Source organism: Gemmatimonadota bacterium (assembly GCA_040388535.1).
Taxonomy (GTDB): Bacteria; Gemmatimonadota; Gemmatimonadetes; order Gemmatimonadales; family GWC2-71-9; genus Palsa-1233.
In genome coordinates, this window is the sequence record JAZKBR010000002.1 from 65,881 (window position 1) to 87,333 (window position 21,453).

16 protein-coding genes are annotated in these 21,453 nt (G+C 63.3%); 6 read left to right on the forward strand and 10 right to left on the reverse strand.

The annotated features are described in order from the left end of the window. The first annotated feature begins 117 nt into the window (after nt 1-117). The 4 genes from V4558_03910 to V4558_03925 all read left to right on the forward strand — a co-directional run bounded on the left by V4558_03910 (nt 118) and on the right by V4558_03925 (nt 4,517). Nucleotides 118-2,241, forward strand: a complete 2,124-nt coding sequence (locus tag V4558_03910; GenBank protein ID MES2304623.1) for a prolyl oligopeptidase family serine peptidase — start codon at nt 118-120, stop codon at nt 2,239-2,241. Between the two features lie 289 nt (nt 2,242-2,530). Next, nucleotides 2,531-3,766 carry a site-specific integrase gene (locus V4558_03915; GenBank protein ID MES2304624.1) on the forward strand — a complete coding sequence of 412 codons (1,236 nt, stop codon included), beginning with the start codon at nt 2,531-2,533 and terminating at the stop codon, nt 3,764-3,766. Next, a complete protein-coding gene (locus V4558_03920) occupies nt 3,766-4,203 on the forward strand; it encodes a hypothetical protein (protein MES2304625.1) in 438 nt (145 codons plus the stop codon). Before V4558_03915 ends, V4558_03920 begins: the two co-directional genes overlap by 1 nt. A 101-nt stretch (nt 4,204-4,304) precedes the next feature. Beyond that, nucleotides 4,305-4,517 carry a helix-turn-helix domain-containing protein gene (locus V4558_03925; protein ID MES2304626.1) on the forward strand — a complete coding sequence of 71 codons (213 nt, stop codon included), beginning with the start codon at nt 4,305-4,307 and terminating at the stop codon, nt 4,515-4,517. A gap of 1,005 nt (nt 4,518-5,522) precedes the next feature. Here V4558_03925 and V4558_03930 read toward each other — a convergent pair. From V4558_03930 to V4558_03950, 5 genes are all read right to left on the reverse strand, one after another. Beyond that, nucleotides 5,523-5,648, reverse strand: a complete 126-nt coding sequence (locus tag V4558_03930; protein ID MES2304627.1) for a hypothetical protein — start codon at nt 5,646-5,648, stop codon at nt 5,523-5,525. Nucleotides 5,649-6,638: 990 nt separating this feature from the next. Next, nucleotides 6,639-7,232, reverse strand: a complete 594-nt coding sequence (locus V4558_03935; protein MES2304628.1) for a DUF305 domain-containing protein — start codon at nt 7,230-7,232, stop codon at nt 6,639-6,641. A gap of 88 nt (nt 7,233-7,320) precedes the next feature. After that, nucleotides 7,321-8,700, reverse strand: coding sequence for a copper resistance protein CopC (locus tag V4558_03940; protein ID MES2304629.1), 1,380 nt, complete (start codon nt 8,698-8,700; stop codon nt 7,321-7,323). A gap of 35 nt (nt 8,701-8,735) precedes the next feature. After that, complete coding sequence (locus V4558_03945; GenBank protein MES2304630.1) at nt 8,736-10,154, reverse strand: hypothetical protein; 1,419 nt, start codon at nt 10,152-10,154, stop codon at nt 8,736-8,738. A gap of 22 nt (nt 10,155-10,176) precedes the next feature. Further along, entirely contained in the window at nt 10,177-10,995 is an 819-nt protein-coding gene (locus V4558_03950) for a hypothetical protein (protein ID MES2304631.1), read from the reverse strand. A gap of 250 nt (nt 10,996-11,245) precedes the next feature. Between V4558_03950 and V4558_03955 the strand changes: the two genes are divergently transcribed. After that, entirely contained in the window at nt 11,246-11,923 is a 678-nt protein-coding gene (locus tag V4558_03955; GenBank protein MES2304632.1) for a response regulator transcription factor, read from the forward strand. 1 nt (nt 11,924) lies between these two features. Beyond that, the gene (locus V4558_03960; GenBank protein MES2304633.1) at nt 11,925-13,340 is read left to right on the forward strand and encodes an ATP-binding protein; all 1,416 of its coding nucleotides are present in this window, start codon (nt 11,925-11,927) and stop codon (nt 13,338-13,340) included. Nucleotides 13,341-13,385: 45 nt separating this feature from the next. Here V4558_03960 and V4558_03965 read toward each other — a convergent pair whose 3' ends face one another. The 5 genes from V4558_03965 to V4558_03985 all read right to left on the reverse strand — a co-directional run bounded on the left by V4558_03965 (nt 13,386) and on the right by V4558_03985 (nt 21,201). Further along, the gene (locus tag V4558_03965) at nt 13,386-14,426 is read right to left on the reverse strand and encodes a zinc-dependent alcohol dehydrogenase family protein (GenBank protein ID MES2304634.1); all 1,041 of its coding nucleotides are present in this window, start codon (nt 14,424-14,426) and stop codon (nt 13,386-13,388) included. Nucleotides 14,427-14,744: 318 nt separating this feature from the next. Beyond that, nucleotides 14,745-15,269 (reverse strand): SRPBCC family protein, encoded by a 525-nt coding sequence (locus V4558_03970; GenBank protein MES2304635.1) that lies wholly within the window; start codon nt 15,267-15,269, stop codon nt 14,745-14,747. Further along, nucleotides 15,266-18,541, reverse strand: coding sequence for a CusA/CzcA family heavy metal efflux RND transporter (locus V4558_03975; protein MES2304636.1), 3,276 nt, complete (start codon nt 18,539-18,541; stop codon nt 15,266-15,268). Before V4558_03975 ends, V4558_03970 begins: the two co-directional genes overlap by 4 nt. 6 nt (nt 18,542-18,547) lie before the next feature. Beyond that, nucleotides 18,548-19,885 (reverse strand): efflux RND transporter periplasmic adaptor subunit, encoded by a 1,338-nt coding sequence (locus V4558_03980; GenBank protein MES2304637.1) that lies wholly within the window; start codon nt 19,883-19,885, stop codon nt 18,548-18,550. Next, complete coding sequence (locus V4558_03985) at nt 19,882-21,201, reverse strand: TolC family protein (GenBank protein MES2304638.1); 1,320 nt, start codon at nt 21,199-21,201, stop codon at nt 19,882-19,884. The genes V4558_03980 and V4558_03985 overlap by 4 nt, the downstream gene beginning before the upstream one ends. Nucleotides 21,202-21,453 lie beyond the last annotated feature (252 nt).

The following is a 21,453-nucleotide window of genomic DNA, read 5'->3' on the forward strand; positions in this document are numbered from 1 at the left end:
ACCCAGATCGTCCCAACCTGTGACAGAAATCGCGACGCTGCGAGTGGTGGAGCGGGGCCGCACATTCGGAGTTACCCTTTTTCTGTTTCCTCCACCCCTCTTCCTGAAGGGATCCCCATGCGCCGAGCGCTGCTCGTTCTTGCCCTCCTGCTCACTTCCCTGCGGCCCGCCGCGGCCCAGGTCTCTCGCCCCGATACCAGCGACCACTTCATCTGGCTTGAGGATGTCAGCGGTGAACGAGCGATGTCGTGGGTCAAGGCCGAGAACGGCAAGACCACGGACTTGCTCGAGAAAGACCCGCGCTACGCGGGTTTCTATCAGGGAATCCTGAAGATGGCCCAGGCGCAGGACCGCATCCCAGGCGTCAACTTCATCGGTGGCAGGCTTTACAACTTCTGGCGTGACTCGGCCCACATTCGTGGCATCTGGCGGAGCACGACACTCGCGAGCTATCGGACGCCGAAGCCGGTGTGGAGCACGGTGCTCGATCTCGACGCCATCGCGAAGCGCGAGAACGCTAACTGGGTCTGGCAGGGCGCCGATTGTGTGCCGCCTGCAGAGCGGCGTTGCCTCATCTCACTCTCCGATGGTGGCGAGGACGCCTCCACCGTCCGCGAGTTCGATCTTGTCACCCGTGACTTCGTGCCCGGCGGATTCTCACTCCCGAAGGGGAAGCAAGACGTCACCTGGATGGGAAGTGACACCATCGTTGTTTCGCGCGAATGGAGCCCCGGCGATGTCACGGCGTCAGGATACCCCTTCATCGTCAAGCGACTCGCGCGCGGGCAGCCACTCTCGACCGCGGTCGAACTCTTTCGCGGCACCAAGGCCGATGTCTCGGCTCGCGCCGGCACCCTCGTCGACGGCGCTGGCCGAAGGGCCACCATCATCACCCGCTCTGTCTCCTTCTTCGAATCTGAGTTGTACATCGTCCGTGCCCACGACGTCGCAAGACTCGCGATGCCATTGAAGGCGAATTTCTCGGCGATGATCGATGGTCAGCTGGTGGTCGCGCTCTCCGAGGCCTGGCACGCTGGCGCGACGACGATAAAGAGTGGTGGCCTCGCCTCGTTCTCGGTGGCGACCGCAATGAAGACTCCCGACGCGCTCGCTCCGGTTGCGATCGTCGAGCCCGGCCCGCGCGAATCCGTCGCCGGTGCGTCAGCAACGCGAAACCGCCTGCTCGTGGGGATGACGGAGAATGTGAAGGGACGCGTGTTCTCGTTCGCGCGCAGCGCCGACGGCCACTGGCACCGCACGGCCATCGCCCTCCCCGATAACGCGGCCACCTACGTGGCAGCCGCCGATTCCCGCAGCGATCTCGCCTTTCTCGGCGTGACGGGATTCCTGAATCCGACGTCGATCTGGATCGCCGACGCTGCCACAGCCTCGGCGAAGGTGCTCAAGTCGACGCCAGCTCGCTTCGATGCGTCGGGCCTCATGGTCGAGCAATTCGAGGCAACCTCGACCGATGGCACGAAGATCCCGTACTTCATCACCCACCCGAAGACGATGAAGCTCGACGGCTCGACACCAACTATCCTCACGGCATACGGCGGCTTCGAGGTATCCAGCACGCCGTACTACGATCAGAACGCTGGCAAGCTCTGGCTCACCCGGGGCGGTGCACTCGTGCTCGCGAATATTCGCGGCGGCGGAGAGTTCGGTCCGGCGTGGCACGAGGCCGGTCTCAAGACGAAGCGGCAGGTGATCTACGACGACTTCGCTGCCGTGGCGCAGGATCTCATTGCCCGCAAGATCACGTCGCCTCGCCGGCTCGGCATCGTGGGTGGATCGAATGGTGGACTGTTGATGGGCGTCGAGATGAACCAGCACCCGGAGTTGTGGAACGCGGTGCAGATCGCCGTACCGCTGCTCGACATGCTGCGGTATGAGCAGATCGCTGCCGGCGCCTCGTGGGTTGGCGAGTATGGCAGCGTGGCGAACCCCGACGAGCGCGCCTTCCTCGCGAGCATCTCGCCGTACCACAACCTCAAGCCGGGGGTGAAGTACCCCACCCCGTTCATCTGGACTACCACGAAGGATGATCGGGTGGGCCCTCAGCACGCGCGAAAGCTTGCCGCGAAGATGGCGGAACTTGGGATGCCATATCTGTACTATGAGGTGATCGAGGGAGGCCACGGTTCGGGGGCGAATGCGATCCAGCAGGCCCATACGAACGCCCTGGGGTACGTCTACTTCACCCGGCAGTTGATGGATGGCGGGGCGGCGATTCCCTAGGCAGCGGTTCTGCCGGGGGAAAACAAAAACGCCCACCCCCGTCGGGATGAGCGTTTAAGCTGCTGCTTATTGCCCCGCCTGGGGTCGAACCAGGAGTCTTCTGCTCCAGAGTCCGAAAACACACCGAAGATCAAGATTGTCGGTGATCCCCGGGGAAAACATATCACCTTTCGCTATATATAGTTAGGGCGTTGCTATGGACCTTCCGTGTTTGTTCGGGTTGGGGTAAGCTTGATAGCCATTTCAGGGTCGTCCTGACCCTGACCTTACCCCAAAACTCGAGGCAGGTGTGTCCACGCTCACGGTACGTGCCCTCAACAACCTCTCGAAAAATCCGCCCGCCGAGAGGATAGAGCTCCAAGACCAGGCGGTGCCATCCCTCCGAGCAAGAGTAACCCCAAAGGGGGTGGTCTCGCTCTCCTGGTTCCGGTGGGTCGGTGCGCGGGCAAGACGAGTGACCCTCGGTCGATGGCCTGGCGTCTCCCTCGACGATGCGCGGGATGCTGCACGAAGGAAAGACCTCGATCTTGCGGCAGGTCTCGATGTTGTGCCCGCGCGGGGAGCGACTGACGGGCGATCGATCCTGAGTGCGGTCTGGGCCTCCTACTTCGAGCACTCCAAGTCACACCGAAAGCGGCCGGACGATGCGGCAAGTCGGTGGAAGCACCTCGCCTCGTTCAAAGATCGCCCCCTAGGAAGCATCACTGAGCAGGATGTCGAGCGATGGCACCGAACTCTCGGTCGCTCCACCGGTCAGGTCACCGCAAATCGCTGCCTCGGATTGCTCAGCGCCCTCTACAACCGGGCCATCCGCTCCGGCTTCCGAGGGAAAAACCCTTGCGCCTTCGTGGAGCGGTTCGCAGAGTCGCCACGAACACGGGTGCTTCAGGGCCACGAGACCACCAGGCTGCTCGCCTCGCTCGAGGCAGAGGCGGATGCGGACCTCAGGGATTTTATTCGCCTAGGGATGTCGACGGGGGCGCGCCGCGGGAATATCGCGGCGATGCGCTGGTCTGAGCTCGACCTGAACGCCCAGCTCTGGAGCATCTCCGGGGCGGATGCAAAGAACGGCCTCCCACTGGTCTTGCCTCTCGGTGCGGATGCCATCGCGATATTGCGTCGGCGCGCGGAGGAAAATCGTGAATCGTCGGACTACATCTTCCCCGCCCGACGAGCGAACCCGAAGTACCCCTACCAGACTTCGTGGCAGCCCCGCGTTCGGCGAGTTTTCGACCGCGCCGGGCTTCCCGATATCCGCTTCCACGATCTACGCCGGTCATTCGGGACCTACTGCCTCAACTCCGGTACCGACCTCGCCCTTGTATCGGCCCTGTTGGGGCACCGGCAGCTCTCAACGACTGCGGCGGTCTACGCTCACGCAACGGCAGCAACGCTGCGCGCCGTTGTCGACCGAACCACCGTGCACCTCCTCGCTACTGCGACCGAGTCCCAGCGTCCGAAACTTCGGGCTCCATCTGCTGCAGCTCGTGGTGAACTCACTCCCGATTTTATGGAGGTGAGCTGATGTCGGATCCTTCGAGCAATAAGGAAAAGCGTGGGTTCAACATCGGCGACCCCGAAGCCTGGCATCGGCATTGGCTGGAAATGCAGCGACAGACCGTGAGGGAGCTTCGAGCCGAGGCAGACTATCTGGAGGATGCCACGGACAGGGGGATCGCCATCAGACCGGAAGTGAAGCAAATGACACAAGAAGAGGCCTTAATGCTCTGGGCCGAGGAGGACGGGAAACGCGGACGTAAGGTCTACCTCGCCTCACGAAGGGGAGGCTTAATCCACTCCGAGATGCAGCGGGCCAAGACAGCGGCCCGAAACGCCGAAATTCGCAAGGCAGTCACCAGCGGGGATGCTGTGAAGCCAGGCGGTCGTAAGCCAACCCAGAAAGAGATAGCAAAGCGGTTCAGAGTGAGCGCCTCGACGGTCAGCAGAATCGCCAAAACGTAACCTGGACCTCAGGTTGCCGTTGCATGTGCCCGCCACATGCAACGGCCTCCTGACAAGATTGCTCTTCATCGCAGGTTCACACTCGATGGAGACCACTCGCTATGTCGATCGATATTGCTTCACTACCCCCGCTCCTCAAGCCAGCCCAGGCCGCCGCGTTGCTCAGCGTTGAGGTTGCCACCCTGAGCACCTGGCGCTGCCGCGACCCCAACCGCGTTCCGTTCGTCAAGGTTGGCGGCCGAGCGGTCCGGTACCGCCTCAGCGACATTCTCCGGATCATCGAGGGCGCGAATAGCCCAACTACCCGGGCTTAGCTCACCGAAGACAGGCTAGGGCTGGACCGGTCTTCTGCCACCGTTGTGGCCGGGCAGCGTGAGAAGGCAAGCTGCGAAACAACGGGATGAGGATGCACGGGGGCTTTCATGATACGGGTTTCTCCCCCACCGGACTGCGACGCCTCGACACGCTCGAGGGGGGAGCAGTCCAGCGACGCCGGGACGCTTGCGGCCCCTGGCGGCGTAGAAACCATGCGAGGATTGCCAATCGCCCAGAAAGGCCTCGCAACCCAGAGCGGATGTGGTCGTCACGACGGTGACCAAGGACTATCGGCCGAGCCGCTCCGGCCAACACGACGTGCATTCGGTGCCGCACCAGCCCTTCGAGAAGCAAGAAGGCCTTACAGGGGCCAAACCACATTGGGGTATCCGGGCGCACGCCCACCGTACAAGCTTCGACCCTCCGCTAGCGGACCACATTTGATGGAGATTGATCGCGATGTCCAGACGCCAAGATCGAGTGAAGTATCGACCCGTGGAAAGGGACCAGCTCCTGACCGCCCGCCAGGTCGCTAGCTATTGCCAGATTTCTTTGTGTACCGTGTACAGACCTGAAATCAGATCTCTAGGTGTTCATCTCGGTCGTCGATCGCTTCGCTGGTCGCTCCGCGCGCTTCGGGCCTACTTGCGGCCAGTCGCGGCCGGCGGGCCGGGGCCAGTAGACCGCCGCGGCTGCAACCAGCACAGACGTCCACGCACATCGGGCCGCAACGGCCCCCTCGAAATCACCCGGCCATCACTGCCTGCCGCGATGGCAACTCAGGCCGCTCTTGCCCTGGGCGAGCCTACGGGGCCCCGCATAGAGCCTCATACGGTGTGCGCGCCCTCTAGGAGGCTCAAGAAGCGAAAGGGAGATCGCGCCATGATGCGTGACAAGCGGGACCTGGTCCCCGGAAAGGGCCGCTAGCTAAATCTTCGGGCGGGCGCGCGCGCGTTTTTTACTGCGTGTAAGAATTGCCTAGAGCCGAACCATGGTTAGCCAATCTAGGGTGGGAGACCGTGCCGGTACCTCAACAATCGCAGCGCATTGGCAATCACCAGCAACGTACTCCCCTCGCGGCCGACGACATCGAGACCGATTCCAATGAGCCCGGTACCGGTCGAAAGCATCCACAACTCGAGCGTCGCGATGTCGCGGCCCTGCGAAGCCAGCAACCCCTCTGGCGTTCACACGGAATTGGTTTCCCGAATTTGGTTGCGGAAGATTGATTTCAACGCGAAAATACTGAGCGGGGATCGCTTCGTTGGTCGTGAAGCTTCTCTAGGAGGTTTCAAACCCTTGAGTAGGGTTAATCCGCCGAATCGAAGGCCATGGACGACGGAGCAAGCGAAATGCAGCCAACCTGGACGTGGACTGAGACGATCCTGGCCGTGATGGCGGAGCGTCCAGCACACTACTGGACCCTCACCGAATTGTGCGACGAAATCGCCCCGCTCCCCATTGTTGTACGGTTCCACAGGGAGCACTGGGGCGCTCGACCGGACTACCGTCATCGAGTGCGAACCTATCTCCTGCGACTGAAAGCTCGAGGTCGGATCGAGAGGGTGGCTCGGGCGACGTACGTTCTGGCGGCGAGGCCTGCCTCATCAGCAATCGTTGAGCCGTCCGGAACAGGCTGACGCATACCTGCTGCGGCCTGCCCCGACCGGCTTTCAGGCCGTCAACTCAGGCCATGGCTCCGCAGGCCTGCGCACATGCTCGGCATACTTCCGCGCACCGTTGCATGGTTGCATCATCGCCGAATGCTTCACACGAGTCGGCGCACTTGTTACAACGCTCGGCGCACTCACGGCAGACGGCTTCGACTGACGGCGACATCTCCTGCATTGCCGTCGTGCACTTCGCGCAGCTCTCGACACAATCCTTCAACGATTGGATGTGATCTGCCTCGGCGTGAGCACCGCCTTTGTCCAGGCAATATTTGAGAGTGCTTTCGCAGGTATCGTGGCACAGCTGACACGCTTCGATGCATTCCTGCATCGTTCCGTGATCCTGATGGGTCGTCATACTTCATCTCCACAGCAGGGGCAGTGAGGGAGCCGGTACGCCTGCCGCCCCTGCCTTGATTCAAGGCTGGCGCACCGGTAGAGCAGTCAGTGTCAGGGGGTTGCCTTGCTCGTGAACTCGGCGATCTCACGCGTCTGGTCGCGCTTCATCTGCTCCGCCATCGCCTTGAGGTCAGGTCGCGTCGCCTTTGGCAGGTACGCATCGATCAGCGTGAGTGCTTCGCGATGGTGCTGAATGACGAGGCGATAAAAGGTTGAGGCGTACGCGCTCCCGGACTTCGTGAGCAGCGTGTCGAGCATCGCGCCGTGAGCCCGGACCACCTTGGGTTCATAGGGATCCTTGTAATCCTTGTCGAGCATGGTGACCATCTTCTTGAGCTCCTCATCTTGCTGGGCATCCATTTTACCCGCGTCATTGCGGGACGCGGCGGTCCCCCGCCCTTCCTCCATCGTCTCGTGAGCCATCGCAATGAGGCCCTTGTGATGGTCGCTCATCATCCGAAGGAAATCGTGATTGGCGTCGCCAGTCATCGCCATTCCTTCCATCGCTCCGCCCGTCATGGCGGAGGCTGGAGCGACGGTGCCGGGGGCTGCCCCGGTCGCCGTGCTATCGACCGCTTTGCGTTCGACTTTGCTGCCACAGGCAGCGATCAACAGGAGGAGGGTAAGCTGGGCATTACGTCGCACAGCGGTATTTCGGGAAGCTCGCGAGGTGATGCGATTCATTGGTCGTCGTCCGTTGGGTGGGAGCGCGCTGGCAGGGGAGGAACTGCCGTCATGGACCGCCCGCGGCGAGCGGAGTCGGCAGGGAGACGAGGACGGCCGTGACGAAAAGCACAAGGATGGCGATGAGCGCCTCCACACTGGCTGATCGAACCACCCGGGCTGCTCCGACTCGGTCTCCGAGCGCGGGAAGGACGCGTCGCCAGTTGTAGGCACCCGTAGCGACGACCAACGAGAGAATCGTCAGCTTGAGTAACAGCACGCGCCCGAAGGCCGTCGTCAAGAGTTCCGAAAGGTGTCCGATATGAATCCACGCCGAGGCGACCCCGGTAAGCCCCGCAAGTGCAGCACAGGTAAGCGCGACCGGAGAGTACGCGGTGACCAGTTCAGCTGCCAAAGTGCCATGATCCTCTGTCGACCCCACTGCCGCTGTTATGGAGACGATCAGCATCACAGCAAGGGTTCCCAACCATCCGGCAGCGCCGAGGATATGCAGACCATCGGAGAGGACAGCAAGCGGGACCAGTCGTTCGGCAGCAATGGCGTGTCCCGAGAATGCGGGAGTGAAGGCGAGGAATAACGTCACGACGCGCACCGGCATCCAATGCGACGTCGCGCGGGCCCGACGGAACAAGACTACGGCAGCGAGTGTGAGCGCCAGCTGCGCCAACCAGCTCCACCCCCACATCGTGTGCGCGATCATCCCGCCAACTATCTCGGCCTGGAACGCCTGTCCCGGCGCGTGCATTGCCACCGACTGGGCGACCAGCCGAAGAGGTAGCGTCACGAGGAGCAGAAGAGCGGCGATCTGCCCGACGGCGGCGCTCAACACCGTCAACTCCCCGCGGGGTGGCATCCCGAGGGCTGTCCAGCGCCGCGCAACGCGCCCGAGGACGGCCGCTTGAAAGACCGCGGCACCAACGATGCCAACGAGGGCCAGGTACATCAACCATCGCACTCCGACGAAAAGCGGATCCGAGGCGTCAAACGCCGGCCAAACCGATTCAGCCAGATGGTGACCCTCGTGCGCCACTGCTTCGGCCGCAGGCACAACTACGGCAGCGGCCTCCCCGCCCGCCCGCACGCGCCTGCCCACCACGAAGCGGTATTCACCCCTGACAACGTGGGCGTCATCACCTGCCACCTGCCAGCGCACGAGATACTCACCAGTCCCGAGAGCACGCGGGAGCGTAGCCACGATGGTGCCGAGCGAGTCCGGGACTACGACGAGCGGACCCAATGCCGCCATGGTGCCATCGGGAGCTACCAGCTCGAGGCGGGAGAAGCGCAGCTCGATTGCTTCGCTGAAGGTGAGCCGCAGTTGCAGTGGTGAAGCGACTAAGGAGTCGGCAGCCGCAGGTGTCGACCGACGGAGGAAGGGGTGGGCGCGCGCGATCGATGGCTGGGTCAGCAGCAGCAGTGCCGCGCCCAACGTGGCGAGGGGAAAAACTCGAGCTGCATTCCCTTTCACGGGTGCTTCATCCCCGGCATTGGTGGTATCGGTTTCGTGACGGTCGTGTCGGGTCGCACGCGAGGTTTCGGTACCGCACTCTGTCGGGGTGTCACCGAAGGTGGAGTGGTTGGCGCGGGGAGTGCGGCCCTCAGCCGCCGCAGCATCGCATCGGACTGCAGCCGGCGACTGATGACGGGATCGCGCAACATCGCCTCGAGCAGCTGTCGTCGCGCGGCATCAACATTCGGCATCGTCATCCCCGGCATGGATGGCGCAGCCGGGGTAGAGTCGCGGCTTACCGGACGAATCTGCGGAGGTGGCGGGGTTGCCATCCCAGGCATCCCCCGCATCGAGGAGTCCCTAGATGACGCGGCACCGTGCTGCATCCCGGCCATCCCTTCCACCGGCTCGCTCGACGAGGGACGCAAGAGCAGCCCCGTCGCGGGACCGCCCATCGCCCCGACTCCCCCCATCATCGACCCCATTTCATGCCACTCCTTCATGGTCATCACGTTGCGTGTGGTATCACGGAACTCTGCCAGCGCCTCGTAGATCACCTTCCGCTTGTCTGCGCGAGGGACCACATCCGCCGCGAGGATGTCGGAGATGATGTCGTGCATCATGTGCAGGTTGTCGAAAATCACTGCGGCGCGCGGATGCGCCGCACTGAATCGCGGCGCGATCGCAGAAGCCATCGGCATCGTCTTGGGCAAGTTGACGGGTGCGTCCTTGAGCATCGACCAGAATCGTGCCAGCGTCGCCTGCACCCCGGCTTTTCGTTCTGCACGCGTCGCACCGATGATCAGCGGTTCGTACAGCCCCACCTGCAGCCAGTGGTACGACCAGATGAGACCATTGAACTTTGGGTACCCTTTGCGAAAGACCTGGCTGTAATACTGCTCGTCCATCAACGCCATCGACTTCGGCACCGGGCGGAAAGCGTAATCCGACCGCGTCAGGTAATAGTCGGTGAGCCGTTCGATCAAGACATCTCGCTCCGCAGGCGAGAGTCGCTCATCGGAATACGCGTCATAGATCTGCCGGTGGAGCAGGTGCGCCCAGTCGAACATCTGCTTCGCCTGCCAGACCAGCTTGGAGTATGTTGGTTCCACAGCCTCCTCGACGATGGCGAATCGCGGCGGACGAATGAGGAGATCTTTGGTGAGGAAGTCGAATTGCCGACCCTCCAGTTCCGAATGCAGGTTGCCCGGCTTGGTGAGCAGCTTCTCGTAGAGCACCGCATGCCCATAGTCGAACGCATTGAAGAGCCGGGCCGCCTCGGGATACGTGCTCAGGAATTGCCAATTGAACGAACCGGGAAAGTAGAACTGTTCATTGCGCTGATCCTGTGCGCCAACCGTGATGGCCAGGAGGGCCACCCCGATGGTCCCGCACGCAGTGCGCCTGATTGCGCGATGAATCTTCGTGGGCACGACATCCACCTCCTGTAATGTCTCAGCGGCCCCGAGGCATCAGCCCCGGAATTGCGAAGGCGTGCGACAACCCGACAGTGAGGGCGACGTCCGGGCCGAGGTCGGAGCGGAGGCGTCGTGCAATGCCTGCGTCGAACACCGTGGTCGCGTGCCACTGGTAGCGCAGGCCAAATCCGGCGTTGACCTCAGTTGGGACTCCCTCGGTCGTACGGCGCGCTGTGATTTCTCCGATGAACATCAGGCTCTGCCGAAAAAACGTCCTGTCGATCGCTGCGCCGTAGCTCCATCGACTCAGTGGATCGACCGGCCGGAGGCTGGCTTCCGATCCGAGCCCTCGCGCGACATTCAAATGCAAGCGTGTCGCACCCCAGCTCCTGGTGGCGATGGCTTTCACAGCGACCCGGGTGCCGTGGCCCCCTAGCGGCCCGACCCCGAATGACACATCGGCCCGCAAGGCCAAGGCAGGTACCCGTGCTCGCTCGGTGTTGAAATTGTAAAACCCGAAGAGTGAAACACCGGCCAGACCGGATCGCGACCCTGCGGCGGGCTCGGCGACGCTGGAGCCGTCGGTGAGCGTCGCGAACGGGAGCTTCAGGCCGATCTGTCCATTCTGAATCAGGCCGTACGCCAATTCGGGTACCGTGAGGTGGAGTCGGCTACCACCCACCATTCGCTCGAAGCGATACGGCATCAACAGCTCGAACGCATAGCGCTCGACCGGATAGGCATCTTCAGTGACAGTTGGGCGGTCGTCATCGAGGTTCCGGTAGTCGATCTGGGCCGTCGCCGGACGAGCGATGGTCACAAGTAGCAGCAGACCACCGAGCCCCACGGATGGCAACCAACGTCGCGATGCTCCCTGCCTCAAGCCCTTACCTGCTGCCGCAACCTCATTCGCGGTGCGTAACATCGTGCTCTGCCCCTGATACAGTGGTCCGGCCGGAGCGACGCTCCATCCCTCAGGTTACCCGGCCAAAGGTTATGGCAGCATCAAGCACAGATTAAGGTTTCGTGGAATTGTCGGAGGGGGCGGCGTAGCATCGGCCCGGTTACCATTTGATCAAGCCAATTCATCAGACTTCGGGGCAGGTATGCGCATTCTAGTCGTCGAGGATGACCCGAAAACAGCCAGATTCCTCAAGCAAGGACTGGAGGAGGAGGGCCACGCGGTAGACGTCGCGGTCGACGGCGAGGAGGGATCGTTTCTGGGTCACCTCAACCCTTACGACCTGATTCTCCTGGACATCCAGCTCCCCAAGCGGAACGGATTGCAGCTCTCCAGCGAGTTGCGGCGTGAAGGGATCAGCACACCGATTCTCATGCTTACGGGGCGCGACTCGACTCCCGATGTGATCCGCGGCCTCAACGCCGGTGCCGACGACTACCTCACGAAGCCGTTCGACTTCGACGAACTGTTGGCGCGAGTAAACGCCCTCACTCGACGGCAGACTGGACCGGTGAGCGGTGTGCTCCGCTTCGGCGATCTCGAGCTCGATCGCCTCCAGCGGCGAGTGCGTACGGGCGGCCGCGCGATCGACTTGTCCCCTCGAGAGTTTCGACTCCTGGAGTATTTCATGCTGTTCCCAGAGCAGGTGGTGACGCGGGTGCAGTTGCTCGAAAAGGTCTGGGATATGTCGTTTGACCCCGAGACAAACGTGATCGACGCGCACGTCTCGAACCTCCGCAAGAAGCTCGAGCAGCACGGTAACCCGCGAGTCATCGAGACCGTTCGCGGCGCTGGCTACGCCCTGCGACACGGCAGACAGTAGAATGCGGTCGTTTCGGGCTGCTCTTGCCGTCCGAGTGGCCCTCGGAGCATTGGCCCTGCTGACCGCTGCTGGCATCGTCAGCACACTCGCGCTGCGCACGATCCTCTATCGCCAACTGGACGGCACACTCCTGCACCTTGCCGAGGTGGAGGCGCAGGCAGGAGCCGCGACCAGCGGCTCAGATTTTGTGTTCCACGAGGGCGTCTTGCTCGCCGCGCGCGAAGGGCCCTCGGTGGAACTGATTCGGTACGCTCAGCTGTGGAGCCACGACGGGCAGCCCGTCGTGCGCAGCGGCAACCTGACAGCCAACCTCACCCTCCCAGCCTCGGCGCTCGAGGAGGCGGGAGCTGGCCAAGTGGCGAGTGTGAGCCAGGTTTGGCGCGGGCGTCCGATCCGGAGTGTGGTGTATCCGATGTCGCTCGTCGGTGCGGCGCACCAGGTCCATCTCCTGCAGGTCGCCGCACCCACTGAGCCGCTACGCCAGACACTTGTGCGCTTCGCCTTGTTTGTCGTATTCCTCACCCTGCTCGGAACCGTCGGGGGCTATGCCCTTGGCCGGGGGCTGGCCGCGGCGGCACTTCGACCGACTGGGGAGATCACGGCGCAGGCCGAGGCGATTTCGGAGGGCACGCTGTCGGAGCGGATTACGGCGCACGCGGACGTCGACGAATTCACTCGCCTGGTGACCGTCCTGAACGGGATGCTGAATCGGCTCGATCGCGCCTTCCAGGTCCAACGGCAATTCACCGCTGATGCCAGCCACGAGTTACGCGCCCCGCTCACCGTCCTGAAAGGCGACATCGACGTAACGTTGAAGCGGGACCGGACCGTGGAGGAGTACCGAGACACGCTGGTGCGCTGTCGCGAGGAAGTGGAACGGCTGACGCGGCTTGCCAGCGATCTTCTGGTGTTGGCGCGTTCGGATGCCGCCCTCCCGCTCGAGCACGTCGCGGAGGTCGATGTGCGTGGGCTGATCGATCGGGTCGCGGCTCGATTCCAGGCGGCGGCGGCAGCTCGCCATGTCCACTTGACCACCGTAACGGTGGACGCGGTTGGGTGGGGGGACGAACGCTTGCTCGATCGCATCGTGACGAACCTGGTCGACAATGCCGTCAAGCACTGCGCACCAGATGGACACGTCGTTATCGAACTCGTTCAAGAGGCCCACATTGCGGTCACGGTTCGGGACGACGGCCCCGGAATCCGACCCGAGCATCTACCGCAATTGTTCGTGCGGTTCTTCCGAGGAGATCCCGCCCGGCGGCGCGGCGACGGCACCGGACTCGGCCTCGCTATTGCGAAGGCGGGGGCCGAGGCGCACGGGGGTCGTCTCGAGTTTCTTGGTAATTCTCCCGGCGCAGTGTTTCGGCTCAGTCTACCGGCGGCCAACTCCGCCGGAGATACTACCGCGCGGTGACGCCCCGGTTTCCCGTTCTTCCGTTCCGTCGCGCCGCCCGAGCCTTCAGCCAGCCACGAGCATGACCTTGATCGCGTGCTCGCCAGCGGCGTTGGCGAACGTATCGTACGCCTTCATCGTGTCCGCGAGCGCGAACCGATGCGTGACCAGGGTAGCCGGGTGGACCCGGCCAGCGACGACGGCCTTGAGCAACATCGGTGTCGTAACGGTGTCCACCAGTCGGGTACGCAGCGTGATGTTGTGGGACCACAGTCGGTCGAGCTTGAGTGACACCGGACGGCCATGCACGCCGATATTGGCGAGATGACCGCCAGCACCGAGGATATCCTGACATATATCGAAGGTGACGGGAGTGCCCACCGCCTCGATGGCGACATCCACGCCGGCCCCCGCGGTGTGCTCCATCACTCGCTCGGCCGCCTTGCCATCCGCATTGGTGACGGTGAAGGTTGCGCCGAGCTTGCTCGCCACGGCCAGCCGAGCCTCATCCACGTCGATCACGATGATCTCCGCCGGCGAATAGAACTGCGCCGTGAGCAGCGCGGCCAATCCGATCGGACCGGCACCGACGATGGCAACGACGTCACCCGGCTTGACTTCGCCATTCTGGACACCGCATTCATACCCTGTCGGGAGAATGTCGCTGAGCATCGCTGCGGCTGCTTCGTCGATTTCCTCCGGAAGACGGTGCAGACTCGTGCTGGCATACGGGATCCGCACGTACTCGGCCTGGGTGCCGTCGATCAGGTGACCGAGAATCCAGCCCCCGTTGCGGCAGTGCGAGTACATCCCGCGGCGGCAGTTGTCGCACTGGCCGCAGGACGTGATGCACGAGATGATGACGCGGTCACCGACGGCGAAATTTGTCACCGCCGAGCCAACTGAGTCGATGATGCCGACGCCCTCGTGCCCGAGGATGCGCCCCGGCTCGACGGTCGGTACGTCCCCCTTCATGATATGCAGGTCCGTTCCGCAGATGGACGCGGTTGTCATTCGGACAACGGCGTCCGTGGGAAGTTGTATAGCCGGCTTCGGACGGGCTTCCCAGGCTCGCTGGCCCGGGCCGTTGTAGACCAGGGCGTGCATCCCGGCACTGACGCCAGCAGCATCCGGCAAAGGTCTTTGCGGTTGCGCCCTGTTGAGCGGCGGGTCGATGGTTTTCATGGTGTGCACCTTGATGGTGTGGTCGTGCTGTGCGAGCTGAACTTTTCGTCCCGTGGAGCGTGAGCTACTCGGTTGCCGGACATCGCAGGCCTCTTGGCAGGATCACCTGCACATGCGATCCGATCGAATCGCCTGAAAACGTATCCGATGTGCGTAAGGGGCCGGTGAGTCGACAGTGAACATTTCTTGAGGAACAGTCCCGGGTGACGTAGCATGAACAGATGCTTCTTCAAAGTTTGCTTACCGTGTGAAGGCGTGCTGGGCCTCCCGAACCATCCGCCGCGTACACCATCGCGCGTATGATCGTCCCAGAAGCCGGCCCAGGACCCAGGAGATCCCCTTGGCCGGAAGCTCGTAGTCGATCACGACACGCAAATTCGTCTGCGCCCCGACTGGCGCGAGGTCGAAGCCCATGTGATATGGCCCCATCACGAGTAGCCGCGGCTCGCCGACTGTTTCCCAGGTTTTGCCGAGCGGCGGATCGCGGCGGGTCACAACCTCATCGAGATGCAAACGGACCCCGAATACCCGCCCGCGCAGGACGATGTGCGACCCCACCGAGCGCCCGCGCTGCGCGTCGAGCACCGTCTCCATTTTCCCCCACCCGAGCTTCCACGAGCGCTTGCTCATATGTTCCGTCAGGCGCGTCTGATCGTCTAGCAGTTCGAAGACCCGTTCGGCCGAGGCGTGGATCGCTCCGCTGTGTTCCTCATGCTGCAGCTCCGGGCAGTGACCTTTGCGATGACGAAAATGAAAGCGCTTCACTTTGCCAGCGCCGGAGGCGACGTTGCGAGCGGACCGGCCCTCACACCGCGTTCCTTCCAGAGCGAGTAGACCGCAGGGATGACGACGAGCGTCAGGATGGTGCTGCTGACCATCCCGCCCACCATCGGTGCCGCGATTCGCTTCATTACGCTCGCCCCCGCTCCTGACCCCCACAAAATCGGAAGGAGACCTGCCATGATGGCCGTCACCGTCATCATCTTGGGTCGCACGCGTTCGACGGCTCCTTCCATGACTGCCTCGTACAGGTCGCGGAGGGAGGGGCTCCCTGTGGCTTTGCTACGAGCGGCCCACGCATGGTCGAGGTAGATCAGCATCACGACCCCGGTTTCCGCCGCCACCCCGGAAAGCGCGATGAACCCGATGGCCACCGCCACGGACCAGTTGTAGCCCAGCAGCCAGATCAGCCAGATGCCACCCACCAGGGCGAAGGGGAGAGAGAGCATCACGATCAGCGTCTCGCCGACGCTCTTGAAATTGAAATAGAGCAGCAGGAAGATGATCGCCAGCGTCGCCGGAATCACCAGCTTCATCCGTTCCTTCGCCCGCTGCATATACTCGAACTGTCCACTCCAGACCATCGTGTATCCGGGGGGCAACGTCACCGCCCGCTCCACCTGGCTCTTGGCGTCTGCCACGTATCCGCCGATGTCCCGCCCAACCACGTCCACGTACACCCACGCCGTTGGCTGAGCGCCCTCGGTACGTATGACCATCGGGCCAGCGACCTGCTTGATGGTTGCAATCTGGCCAAGTGGAACGAACGCCTCCCCTCCGCCGCTCGTGGCGGCATCGCCCATCGAGGCGGCTGCCGAGGTCCCCTGGCCGGGGGCGAGCCCGTGGATCGTGGGGATCAGGACCGCGGCCAGCCGCTCAGGGTTATCGCGCAGTTCTGTCGGGTAGCGAATCCGGACGCCGTAACGCTCACGTCCTTCCACGGTCTGGGTAATGACCATTCCTCCGACCGCAGTCGCGATCACCGTCTGCACGTCGCCGATATTGAGACCGTGACGCGCCGCCGCAGCGCGGTCGATATCGATGTCGAGGTAATAGCCTGACACCGCCCGCTCGGCGAAGGCGCTGCGAGTGCCGCGCACCATTTGCACCGCACGCTCTACCTCCTTCCCGAGTCGCTCAAGTTCGGCCAGGTCGGGGCCGAACAACTTGATTCCCACCGGCGTGCGAATGCCGGTGGCGAGCATATCGATACGCGCCTTGATCGGCATCGTCCAGGCGTTGGTGATGCCCGGCAGCCGCACCGCTGAGTCCATCGCCGCCACGAGGGCGTCATACGTCATCCCCTCACGCCACTCCGACTCGGGCTTGAGGGTGATGGTCGTCTCGAACATATCGAGCCCCGCGGGGTCGGTCGCCGTGTTGGCGCGCCCCGCCTTGCCCCAGACGTGATCAACTTCCGGGAAACTCTTCAGTATCCCGTCCTGGACCTTGAGGATTTCCCTCGCGCGCGCCACGCTCACCCCGGGCAATGTGGTCGGCATGAAGAGGATGGTGCCTTCGCCGAGCGGCGGCATGAACTCCCCGCCGATGCGCGACCAGGGAATCAGCGTCAGCACCAGCGCCACCACCGCTCCACCCACGACCGGCCAACGACTCCGCAACACGAAGGTGATGACCGGTCGGTAGACCGCGATGAGCCAGCGATTGATGGGGTTGGCGCGTTCCCGGTAGATCTTCCCTCGGATGAAGAGCCCCATCGTGACCGGCACGATGGTGAGAGAAAGGAGGCTCGCGGCGGCCATCGCGAAGGTCTTGGTAAAGGCGAGGGGCTTGAAGAGCCGGCCTTCCTGCCCCTCCAGTGTGAATACCGGAATGAACGACACTGTGATGATGAGCAGGGAGATGAACAGCGCAGGACCGACCTCTCTGGCGGACTCGCGGACCACCTGCCATCGCTCCTCAGTGGTGAGGACTCCGGTATCCAGGGCACGTCCCGCCGGCTCCCGCCCGACGGCGTGCTCCTTGGCGTCCACGGCGCGTTCCAGATGTTTGTGCATGTTCTCGATCATCACGATGGCGGCATCGATCATTGCGCCGATCGCGATCGCGATACCGCCGAGCGACATGATGTCGGCCCCCACGCCGACCCACCGCATCGCAATGAACGCCATCAGGATTCCGAGCGGCAATGTCAGTATGGCCACCAGGGCCGAGCGGGCGTGGAGCAGGAACACGATGCAGACCACCGCAACGACCAGGCTTTCCTCGAGCAACTTGCCACGTAGATTTTCGATCGCCCGGTTGATCAGATCGCTCCGATCGTAGACCGGGGTGAGCACGACACCCTCAGGAAGCCCCCGCTGAATCTCCTGAATCTTCGCCTTGACCCGGCCGATCGTGGCGAGCGCGTTCTGACCGAAGCGCATCACTACGATCCCGCCCACGGCGTCCCCACGTCCGTCCAGTTCCGCAATCCCTCGTCGGACAGCGGGACCGACGCTCACGCGACCCAGTTCGGCGACGCGAATCGGTGTCCCACTGGCGGTGGCACCGACGACGACGTTCTCGATATCGGCGAGCGACTTGAGGTAGCCCAATCCGCGCACCATGTACTCCCGCTCGGACAGCTCCACCACCATGGCCCCGATATCGGCATTCGCATTCTGAATTGCCGCCATGACCGCGGTGATCGGGATGCGATAGCCGAGCAGCTTGGCTGGATCGAGGTCCACCTGATATTGCTTTTCGAACCCGCCGAGCGCCGCGACTTCCGAGACTCCGGGCACCGCCGTCAGTGCATACCGGAGGTACCAGTCCTGGATACTGCGCAATTCGGCGAGACTCTTGCGCCCGGTGGTGTCTTCGAGGGCGTACTGATACACCCAGCCCAGACCGGTCGCGTCGGGCCCGAGTGTGGGGGTCACGTTCGCGGGAAGCTTTCCCTTGATGCCGCTCAGGTACTCAAGGACTCGTGAGCGTGCCCAATAGAGGTCGGTCCCGTCTTCGAAGATGATGTAGACGAAGGAGATCCCGAAAAACGAGTAACCACGCACCGTTCGCGACCCCGGCACCTTGAGCATCTCGGCCGCGATGGGATAGGTGACCTGGTCTTCAACGATCCTGGGTGCCTGGTCGTTGTACTCGGCCTGCACGATCACTTGCACATCGCTGAGATCGGGCAACGCCTCGAGCGGCGTACGGTTGATGGCCCACATTCCGCCGCCAATCACCGCGATCGTGAAGATGAGGACGATGAGCCGGTTTGACACCGACCAGTCGATGAGCCGTCTAAGCATCACCGGTCATTCCGGCATCTTCATGCGCATGGTGTCTTTGGGGGCCGGCTTCCCGACGACAGGTGCCGTACCCTTCCCCGGCCGGACGGGGGTGGTTGACGGGGCCACCGAGCCGCCCATCCCGGGCATATTCCCCATCCCTCCGAGTAGGCTGCTCAGATTCGACTCGGCGTCCACCAGAAAGGTCGCCGAAGCCACGACCGTATCCGATCGCGTCAGGCCGGTGAGGATCTCGATGCGTTCATCGGTCGCCAGGCCAACGGTGACATTGCGTGCCACGAGGGCACCATCCGGACGGCGGATGAACACCAGGTCCCGCTTTCCCGTGGAGAGGAGGGCCGAGCGCGGCACGCTGAGGACGGGCTCGGTCATTGCAGCGAAGGTGAAGGTCGCGTACATCCCGGGCTTGAGCGCAAGCTGAGGATTCGCCAGCTCAACCCGAACTCGTGCCGTCCGTGTTTCGGGATTTAGCGTGGGGTAGATGTATGTGATGCGCCCACTGCGCGGAGCACCGGGCAACGCCGCGAATTCGGCGACTACCTCCAGACCAAGGCGGACCGAGGGGAGGTCGCGCTCGAAAATCTCCCCCTCCAGCCAGACGATGCTGAGGTCCGCAACCCGGAACAGCGTCTCACCGGCCATGATCCGTTGGCCGCCGATAATCGACTTCTCGATCACGACCCCCCGCACCGGCGACCGGAAGGTGAGCGCCTTCCGGATGGTACCGCTTGCTTCGATTTGTTCGACATCACTCGCAGGCACGTCCCAGTACAGGAGCCGTTGCCTCGCCGATGCCAGGAGTTCGTCCGCCCCGCGAATTGCGTCGACTGAGCCGTTGGCGACCCGCTCGCGAAGTTGCTTGGCGAGGAGGAGCTCCTGCTGGGCCGAGACGAGCATCGGGGAGTAGAGAGTGAAGAGCGGATCGCCAATCCGCACCGCTTCGCCGTTGAAGTCGAGATAGAGGCGCTCGACCCAGCCATCGACACGCGCCGTCACCGCTTTGATTCTAGTCTCATCGTACGCCACCACCGCGACGGTGCGCACGACCCGCCCAAGCGCCCCCAGTCGTACCGGGGCATAGGTGACGCCGATCCGACGGGCTTGCTCATCCGACAACTTGACGGGCATCGCGCTCTGTTCGGTGGGCGACACGGCATCGGCCTGCTTGTTGGAGGCCACTGGCGGTTCCGTCCGCCGACCTGCGAGTCGGACCGCGAGGAACGCCACTAACAGCACGGCACCAAAAATCACCAATGCCGGCACTCGGCCGATCCGACGCCGACCAGCGGAACGGAATGGCGACAGGTCGGCTCCGTCTGGTGAACGCTCGTCGCGCCGAATCATCGTGGGGCTCCCTGCGACTTCACTGGTTCGGAGACCGCCGAGTCGAAGAGGGCTCGACCGAGGAGCATCTCGATTTCGGCCAGGGCCGTCCCCTCATCGGCGTCCAGCTGGGACAATTGCTGGCGATAGCGGTATGCCGTCATCCGCGCTTCAAGCAGCATCGGCAAGTCCACCTCGCCGGCTTGATATGCCGACAGTGCTGCGCTCACGGTCGCTTCCGCCTGGGGCAGAATGCTGCTGTTGTAGAGGGCGCGGAGCGCGCGGCTGCGTCGTACCGCTGCAGCCAGTTCGCCAAGCCTCCCCCGAGTGTCTGCTCGCATGCTGCGCAATTCCGCCTCAGCACCGAGCCGCATCGCCTCGGTTTCGCGACGCATCTCGAACTGGCGGCGGCCAGCCCAGATCGGCACCGAGAATCCCAGCATCAGGCTGACCATCCGGTCAGTGCCGCTTGCCATGGGTCGCTGGCCGTAGATCGCGCCGAGCTGGAGGTCGGGCCAGATCTCGCGGCGAGCGCGTTGTTCCGCCGCCACGGCGGCGGCAACCTCCGACTCGCCAGCGAGGAGCATCGGACGACCGGCAAGTGCCAGCCGTTCCAGCGAGTCGGCGGAGGGAATCGTTTCGGGAAACCGGGGAAGCGCTGGTGTCGGCACATCGGTATCGGCAGGTCGGTCGAGCAAGGCATTGAGTCGCGCGGCCGCCGCCTCTCGCATTGCCTTCATCCGCGCGACCTCTTCACTCATCCGGTCGATCTCGATGGATGACCGGAGCACGTCTGCTTGGCGACCCCTGCCCACCGAGTACATCGTGCGCGCTGTCGTTGCGATATCGCGCAGGAGTGTCCGAGTCGCAGCGTTCACCTCGATCGCGCGATCGAGCTGGTAGATCTCGTAAAATGCCATCGCGACCCGCGCGCGGAGCTCCCAGCCAACATCGGAGGCGCGGGCGCGGGCCGCACTCGCCCGTGCTGCCGCCGCGCGCCCTGTGAGCCCGAGTTGACCAGCGATCGGAATCATCTGCATCACCTGCACCTGGTTCATTCCAAGCGGATCCTGCAGACCGAAGCCGGGGAGATTCCGATTCATGAGGCCAAACTGGATTTGCGGGTCGGAGAGGGTACTCGCTGGCTTGACACGCGCCTCGGCGGCGATGGCCATCTGCCGTGCCGCTTCGATCTGCGCATTCCCGCTGCCGAGCGCTTGATACACATCGGCGAGGTGCAGCACCCGATCGCCTGGTGAGACCTGGGCCCCAAGCGGAGTGACGATCCAGCAGACGCCGAGCGTGCAGACTACGGTCAGGATCAGAAGCGCTCTCACCACTACGGTTCCCCTTTGCCAGAGCACGCGCCTGGTACTCGGTCACACCCACGACGACAGGAAGCAAGCTAGCATGAGGTACTCGGTGCGAATCGTGAACCGCAGATGAAGATCTCTTGAACCGGGAATGGACTCATTCTTTCGAGCGATTGTCCCGCCGTGCACCACCACGCTGAGTTCCCGTGACCTCACGCCGCCAGCTCGGTCTTGTCCCACAGAGTTGCATCACGGGGCGTCGACGCCGAGCTCCAC

Bases quoted from the DNA above. Each gene is read 5' to 3' on its own strand.
- V4558_03930 (MES2304627.1), bottom strand. From the start codon at position 5,648: ATGCTTTCGACCGGTACCGGGCTCATTGGAATCGGTCTCGATGTCGTC.
- V4558_03925 (MES2304626.1), top strand. From the start codon at position 4,305: ATGTCGATCGATATTGCTTCACTACCCCCGCTCCTCAAGCCAGCCCAG.
- V4558_03965 (MES2304634.1), bottom strand. From the start codon at position 14,426: ATGCACGCCCTGGTCTACAACGGCCCGGGCCAGCGAGCCTGGGAAGCC.
- V4558_03920 (MES2304625.1), top strand. From the start codon at position 3,766: ATGTCGGATCCTTCGAGCAATAAGGAAAAGCGTGGGTTCAACATCGGC.
- V4558_03975 (MES2304636.1), bottom strand. From the start codon at position 18,541: ATGCTTAGACGGCTCATCGACTGGTCGGTGTCAAACCGGCTCATCGTC.
- V4558_03955 (MES2304632.1), top strand. From the start codon at position 11,246: ATGCGCATTCTAGTCGTCGAGGATGACCCGAAAACAGCCAGATTCCTC.
- V4558_03980 (MES2304637.1), bottom strand. From the start codon at position 19,885: ATGATTCGGCGCGACGAGCGTTCACCAGACGGAGCCGACCTGTCGCCA.
- V4558_03910 (MES2304623.1), top strand. From the start codon at position 118: ATGCGCCGAGCGCTGCTCGTTCTTGCCCTCCTGCTCACTTCCCTGCGG.
- V4558_03960 (MES2304633.1), top strand. From the start codon at position 11,925: ATGCGGTCGTTTCGGGCTGCTCTTGCCGTCCGAGTGGCCCTCGGAGCA.